Source organism: Allokutzneria sp. NRRL B-24872, assembly GCF_002155965.1.
Taxonomy (GTDB): Bacteria; Actinomycetota; Actinomycetes; order Mycobacteriales; family Pseudonocardiaceae; genus Allokutzneria.
Genome location: NZ_MUMH01000039.1, coordinates 90,670 through 96,856, shown reverse-complemented (window position 1 = coordinate 96,856; position 6,187 = coordinate 90,670). Strand labels below are relative to the sequence as shown.

Sequence of the window (6,187 nt, the reverse complement as noted above, 5' to 3'; positions counted from 1 at the left end):
AGAATGAGGTCGCCTGCGCCTTGCACATCTCCCGTCGTGGCGCCGACCACATCCTCTCCAACTCCCTGGAGCTGACCGAACGCCCCCGAGTGTTGGCGGCGTTGTCGGCGGGGTCGATTGATGAGGGCAAAGCCCGCCTCATCGTCGACCAGCTGCAGATCTTGAAGGAGCCCCAGGCTTCGATCGCCGAAGCAGATCTCCTCGCCTACGCCCCGACTCGCACCCACACCTCAGTCCGGCGCCGCGCCCAGACGTTGATCCACAAACTCGACCCCAAGGCAGCTGAGCGCCGTCACGAGGAGAAGCGCAAAGAGCGGTTGGTGTGGAAGACCAACCTCGATGACGGCATGGCCGAACTTCGCCTAGCCTTCACTGCCCACGACACCGCGATGGCCTTCGACCACATCGACCGGATCGCTCGCAGTCTTCCCAAAGACGACCGAACGTTGGACCAGAAGCGCGCCGACGTCGCGCGGGATCTGTTGCTAGGACTGGACACTCCCGCACCGCAGGGCCAGACGATGGTCTACCTCACGATGCCCATGACCGCACTGATCGGCTTGACCGACGACCCCGGCATGCTCGCCGGATACGGACCCATCCCCACCCACGTCGCCCAAGACATCGCAGCAGGCGGCATCTGGAAACGCATCCTCACCGACCCCGCCACCGGCATGGCAGAAGAAGTCAGCAGCACCTACCGACCCACCGCGAAACAACGCGAACTCATCAACGCCCGCTACCCGCGCTGCACCGCGATCGGATGCCAACAACCCGCACAGCGCTGCGACGTTGATCATTGCCGCCCCTACGACGGCACGAACACCACGATCCGGAACTTGCGGCCGAAGTGCCGCCATCACCACAACATGAAGACCCACTCTAACTGGCGATGCGAAAACCGGGACGACGGCAGCCACGTGTGGATCACACCCAGCGGGCGGGTGCACGAAACGGAACTGGATCCGATCGCGGAACCGGCTCCCTTCTAACACCGCGAACCGGGCTTGCGCTCAAGTCGACTTGAGGACGCAAAGTGCCCCCGTGAAACAGATCTGGGCACTGGCGTCGCTGTACCTGGCGACCTTCATGGCACTCCTGGACGTCAGCGTCGTGGTCATCGCGCAGACGGCGATCACCGAGGACCTGAGTGCGACCTTCGCGGGGGCGCAGTGGGTGATCGACGCGTACACGGTCGCGCTGGCCTCGACGATGTTGTCCTGCGGAGCGCTGGCTGATCGGTGGGGGCGCAAGCGGGTGTTCCTGATCGGCCTGGCGGTGTTCACGGGGGCCTCGGTGGCCTGCGCGGTGGCACCGAGCGCGGCGTGGCTGATCGCGGCGAGAGCGGCGCAGGGGGTGGGAGCGTCGGTGCTGGCGCCGGGGGCGCTGTCGCTGATCGTGCACGCATTCCCGGGAACCGGGCGCGCGGGCGAGGGTGATCGGCACGTGGAGCACGGTGATCAGCCTGGCGTTCCTGTTGGGGCCGGTGCTGGGCGGGCCGTTGACGGACCTCTTCGGGTGGCGCAGCGTCTTCCTGATCAACCTGCCGTTGGGTGGGCTCGCATTGGCGCTGGGAGCACGGTTCCTGACGGAGTCGGCGGACCCGGACGGCTCCTCGCCCGACCCGCTCGGCCAAGTGCTCGCGATCGCGTGGATCAGCTCGCTGGCCTACGCGTTGATCGAAGTGTCAGCGGTCGCGCTCGGAGTCGCGGCGGTGACGTTCGCGTTGTTCATCGTGGTGGAACTGCGGCAGGCGAAGCCGATGTTCCCGATCAGGCTGCTCGGCGAGCGCGGGTTCGGGCTGGTCAACCTGGCCTCGTTCACGACGGGCTTCGCGGCCTTCGGCAGCTTCTTCCTGCTCTCGGCCTTCCTCCAGAGCACACGCGGCGCGAGCCCGACCGAGGCGGGATTGCAGCTGCTGCCGTACGTCCTGGGCGCCACGGTCGGCTCCACCATCGCAGGGCGCGTGGTGCAACGCCTCGGCGCGAAGCCACCGCTGCTGCTCGGGCAGGCATTGATCGCGGCGAGCCTGATCGGATTGTCCACAGTGGACGCTGAGTCGGCTTATCCTCGGGTGGCAGTACTTTCGCGGGACTCGGGCTCGGCGTCAGCACCTCAGGGGTCCCCTGCAACGCCCTCGCGGTGGGCCTGGTGCCACCACGGCAGTCGGGGATCGCGTCGGCGACGGTCAACGCGACGAGGCAGACGGGGACCGCGATCGGGGTCGCGCTGCTGGGACTGATCGCGACCACTGGACCGAAGCTGATCGACGGGTTGCCGCACGCGCTGCTCACCGCAGGCATCAGCACGGTGGCGGTGACCGTGCTGCTCTTCTCGCTCAAGAAGACCAGATGCTGATGATTTCCATGAGGGCCTTGGTCGTCGCCTCCGGCGCGTCCAGGGTGACCACGTGCCCAGCGCCGGGGATGACGTGCTCGGTCACGCCCTCAGCCCGCGCCCAGCGGGGCATGGCGGAAGCAATGTTGCCGGTGCGGTCGCGGGCACCGCGGACGAGGCCGAGCGGGACGGGCGTGCGGTAACCCGGGTCGGGGTCCACAAAGGACACTGTGGCCCGCCAGACGTCGAGGAAAACGTGCTTGGGCATGCGCGCGAACGTCGCTTCGGCCTCGGCGACACCCTCCGGCGTGACAGCCGAGGCGCGAGCCATCACACCCGGCAGCCGCGAAGCGGGGATGAGCGCCAGCGACGGTGCGGCGAGCTTCAGCAGCCACCGGTCCAGGGCCGTCAATGGGCCGGAGTTCCATGTGGAATCCACTGCGATGAGGCCGGAGACCCGCGACGGGTGACGGCGAACGAGCGCCTGGGAGAGGTTCCCGCCGAGCGAGTGCCCGACCAGGACCGGGCGATCGAGCTCGAGGTGGTCGAGCAGCGCGAGCAGGTCGTCCAGCGTCGAGGCCGAGGTGAACCGCTCGCCCGGCGCGAGGCTCGACCCGCCGTGCCCGGCCTGGTCCCAGACGACCACCCGGTGCCCTGCCTCGTGCAGGGCGCGTGCCTGCGCCTCGAACATCCGGTGATCCATACCGGCGCCGTGCGTGAGGACGACGGGGCACCGCGACCCGGCGAGGTCGGCGTACCGCAGCTCCCCGCCCCCTCTGCGCATCACCATGTTCAGCATATTCTGAATATAGCGAACGCGGGACGGTGCAGTCACGTGACTGATACCCCCACCTGCGTAAACGCACGACAGTGATCGGCATGGAGCTACCACCACCGATCCGGCGCCGCGCCTGGATGGCCACGAGCCCGGACCGCGCCTACGACCTCATCGCGAATGTCTCCCGCATGGCCGAGTGGAGCCCGAACGTCGTCAAGGTCGCCTACACGGACGGCGACGGACCTCGCGCGGGAGCGGTGTTCACCGGCGTCAACAAGGCCGGCGACCGCGTCTGGGAGTCGACCTCGCGGGTGCTCACGGCCGAGCCCGGCAAGGAGTTCTCGTGGGAGGTCGGCGACGGCGTCGTGCGCTGGACCTACTCCTTCCACGCCAACACGGTCGTCACCGTCGACTGGCAGTTGCTGAAGGTGCTCCCCGAGTTCGCGGGGCGGCTGGACGACCTCCGCCGCTTCACCGCGCGGGGCATCGAGGACACCCTGATCGCGATCGCGGAGGCGCAGGCATGCACACGATGAACTTCGGCGAGGTCAGCGTCACCCGCGTGCTGGAGTGGCACGGGCCGATCATGCCGCCGAGCGAGTTCGTGCCGGACAGCGAACCGGGACACTGGACCGGATTCGCACCGGACCACTGGATCGCGGAGACCGACATGGTGCACTGCGCCCTGCAAACGTGGCTGCTGCGCAGCGGCGGGCGGACGATCCTGGTCGACACCGGCGTCGGCAACCACAAGGAGCGCCCGGACATGCCGATGTTCCACCACCTCGACACGCCGTTCCTGGCCAACCTCGCCGCGGCCGGGGTAGCGCCGGAGGACGTGGACGTGGTGATCAACACGCACATCCACGCGGACCACGTCGGGTGGAACACGCGGCTCGACGGTGACGACTGGGTCCCGACCTTCCCGAACGCCACTTATCTTGTGCCGCAACGGGATTTCACGCACTTCCACGGCAACGCGCTCTTCGAGGACAGCGTCCGGCCGGTGCACGAGGCGGGACTGGTGCAGCTCTGGGATGACTCGCTGGTGCTCGACGAGAACCTGCGGTTGGACCTCGCGGCCGGGCACACCCCCGGTTCCTCCGTGCTGCGCTTGGAGTCCGGCGGTGACCACGCGGTGTTCGTCGGGGACCTCCTGCACACGGCGGTTCAGCTCATCGAGCCGGACTTCAACAGCTGCTTCTGCGAGGACCCCGCGCGGGCTCGTGCGAGCAGGCGCAGCGTCCTGGAATGGGCGGCGGACACGAACTCCCTGGTCCTGCCCGCGCATCTGCCCGGCCACGGCGCCGCCGAGGTCCGTCGCGACGGCAGCAAGTTCGCGATCAAGGACTGGGCACCATTTGGGCCGGTGTCCCCGTGAGCACAGTTCGCACGACCTTCGGCCGAGTCCGCGGTGCCGCACTGAACGACCACACGGTCTTCCACGCGATTCCGTACGCGGCGAACACCACCGGCTCCGCAAGGTTCAGGGCACCGATCCGTGCACAAAAGTGGGACGGCGTTCGTGATGGAACTCAGCCCGGACCGACCGTGCCCGCGCCGGACCGGAGCTTCTTCGGCGAGCTGGACATGAGGCCGCTCGTCGGCCCGGGGTGGGTGCGCGGCGACGACTACCTCACGGTCACGGTCCGCACGCCGAGCACCGCGACCGCCGGGCTGCCGGTCATGGTCTTCGTGCACGGCGGTGGTTTCGTGTCCGGATCGAGCCGCGCTCCAGTACTAAATGGGACTGCGTTCGCACGTGACGGCGTGGTGTTCGTGTCGCTGAACTACCGCCTCGGCGCGCCCGGGTGGCTACGGCTGCCCGGCGCTCCGGACAACCGAGGACTCCTCGACGTGCTCGCCGCGTTGGAGTGGGTGCAGGAGAACATCGCGGAGTTCGGCGGAGATCCCGACAACGTCACGCTCTTCGGCGAGTCGGCCGGGGCGACCATCGTCAGCGCGGCGGCGGCGACTGACCGCAGTGGACTGTTCCGCCGCGCGATCTCGCAGAGCGGCAACCCGAGCGGAGCGTTCAGCACCGCGCAGGCCGACCTCATCACGAAGGCGTTCAAGCACGACAACCCGGAGGAAGCCTCCGACGAAGAACTCCTCGCAGCCGTCCCGGTCGGTGTCGACCTCACCGCGACGGGCGAGGAGGACCCGTTGCACGGAATGCTGCCATTCAGCCTCGTCGCCGGGACGGAGACGCTTCCCGACCAGCCAGCGAACCTGAGTTCCACTGTGGACTGGATGCTGGGCACGAACACCGACGAGGGCAACCTCTACGTCGTTCCCTACAACGGAACGCGAGATCCACACGAACTGACCGAAGGACTCTTCGCCAAGGGCACCAGAGCCTTCGTCAAGGCGAGAAGAGCTCACCACTACGAGTTCGCGTGGCGGTCACAGGCGTTCGACGGGAAGCTCGGAGCCGCGCACGCGGTCGAACTCCCCTTCGTCTTCGACACCGCGCACCTGCCGGGACTCCGTGGCCCGAAAGCACTTCTCGGACCGACGGAGCCCCCGCAGGAACTGACGAAGCACATGCACAACACGTGGATTCGCTTCGCGGAGAACGGAAATCCCGGGTGGGACCGCTACCCCGCGACGCAGCGGTTCAGTGGCGGCTACGACCCGGACCCGGCACCAGGCGAAGCGTGACGCCGTACCGGTTCCAGGCGTTGATCTGCGCGACCGCCGCGACGAGCGCGAACAGCGTCTCCTCGTCGAAGTGCTTCGCGGCGACCTCCCAGACCTCGTCGGGGACACCGTGCTCGTCCAGGCGGGTGGCGGCCTCGGCGAGGTCGAGGGCGGCGCGCTCCTGCTCGGTGAAGAACGGCGCCTCGCGCCACACCGCGACGGCCCACAGGCGCTCGTCGGCCTCGCCGTCCTTCTTCAGGTCGTGGGAGTGCATGTCGACGCAGAACGCGCAGCCGTTGATCTGGCTGACCCGCAGCTTCACCAGCTCCAGGACCGTCTTGGGCAGCGGGCTCGACGCCAGGAACGCCTCGATCTGACCCATCGCCTTGTAGATGGGGGTGGTGCTGAGGTCGTCGGTGAGGCGCATCG

The 6,187-nt window shown here is 68.1% G+C and carries 7 protein-coding genes and 1 pseudogene; 6 read left to right on the top strand and 2 right to left on the bottom strand.

Annotated elements, in window-relative coordinates:
* The 3 genes and pseudogenes from CCN37_RS11205 to CCN37_RS11195 all read left to right on the top strand — a co-directional run.
* Positions 1–992 (top strand): HNH endonuclease signature motif containing protein (locus tag CCN37_RS11205; protein ID WP_143261555.1); only part of this gene is annotated, 992 nt, incomplete at its 5' end.
* Between the two features lie 97 nt (positions 993–1,089).
* A pseudogene (locus tag CCN37_RS42310) lies at positions 1,090–1,365 on the top strand (MFS transporter); the annotation flags it as partial.
* A 70-nt stretch (positions 1,366–1,435) separates the two neighbouring features.
* Positions 1,436–2,242: an MFS transporter gene (locus CCN37_RS11195; protein WP_086820664.1), complete on the top strand. Its 807-nt coding sequence runs from the start codon at positions 1,436–1,438 to the stop codon at positions 2,240–2,242.
* A 96-nt stretch (positions 2,243–2,338) separates the two neighbouring features.
* On the opposite strand, the gene CCN37_RS11190 is transcribed toward CCN37_RS11195, so the two are convergent.
* Positions 2,339–3,136 carry an alpha/beta fold hydrolase gene (locus tag CCN37_RS11190; protein WP_168200622.1) on the bottom strand — a complete coding sequence of 266 codons (798 nt, stop codon included), beginning with the start codon at positions 3,134–3,136 and terminating at the stop codon, positions 2,339–2,341.
* Positions 3,137–3,216: 80 nt separating this feature from the next.
* On the opposite strand from CCN37_RS11190, the gene CCN37_RS11185 reads away from it, so the two are divergent.
* Genes CCN37_RS11185 through CCN37_RS11175 form a run of 3 tightly spaced genes read left to right on the top strand, consistent with a single transcriptional unit; the run spans position 3,217 to position 5,779 of the window.
* Positions 3,217–3,651, top strand: a complete 435-nt coding sequence (locus CCN37_RS11185) for an SRPBCC family protein (protein ID WP_143261553.1) — start codon at positions 3,217–3,219, stop codon at positions 3,649–3,651.
* Entirely contained in the window at positions 3,639–4,496 is an 858-nt protein-coding gene (locus tag CCN37_RS11180) for an MBL fold metallo-hydrolase (RefSeq protein WP_086820662.1), read from the top strand. Before CCN37_RS11185 ends, CCN37_RS11180 begins: the two co-directional genes overlap by 13 nt.
* A complete protein-coding gene (locus CCN37_RS11175; RefSeq protein WP_168200621.1) occupies positions 4,493–5,779 on the top strand; it encodes a carboxylesterase/lipase family protein in 1,287 nt (428 codons plus the stop codon). The genes CCN37_RS11180 and CCN37_RS11175 overlap by 4 nt, the downstream gene beginning before the upstream one ends.
* On the opposite strand, the gene CCN37_RS11170 is transcribed toward CCN37_RS11175, so the two are convergent.
* The gene (locus CCN37_RS11170) at positions 5,736–6,185 is read right to left on the bottom strand and encodes a carboxymuconolactone decarboxylase family protein (protein ID WP_086820660.1); all 450 of its coding nucleotides are present in this window, start codon (positions 6,183–6,185) and stop codon (positions 5,736–5,738) included. The genes CCN37_RS11175 and CCN37_RS11170 overlap by 44 nt on opposite strands.
* Positions 6,186–6,187: the final 2 nt, after the last annotated feature.

Excerpts from the sequence above, each read along its gene's own strand:
- CCN37_RS11185 (WP_143261553.1), top strand. The coding sequence starts at position 3,217 with ATGGAGCTACCACCACCGATCCGGCGCCGCGCCTGGATGGCCACGAGC.
- CCN37_RS11170 (WP_086820660.1), bottom strand. The coding sequence starts at position 6,185 with ATGCGCCTCACCGACGACCTCAGCACCACCCCCATCTACAAGGCGATG.
- CCN37_RS11180 (WP_086820662.1), top strand. The coding sequence starts at position 3,639 with ATGCACACGATGAACTTCGGCGAGGTCAGCGTCACCCGCGTGCTGGAG.
- CCN37_RS11190 (WP_168200622.1), bottom strand. The coding sequence starts at position 3,136 with ATGCTGAACATGGTGATGCGCAGAGGGGGCGGGGAGCTGCGGTACGCC.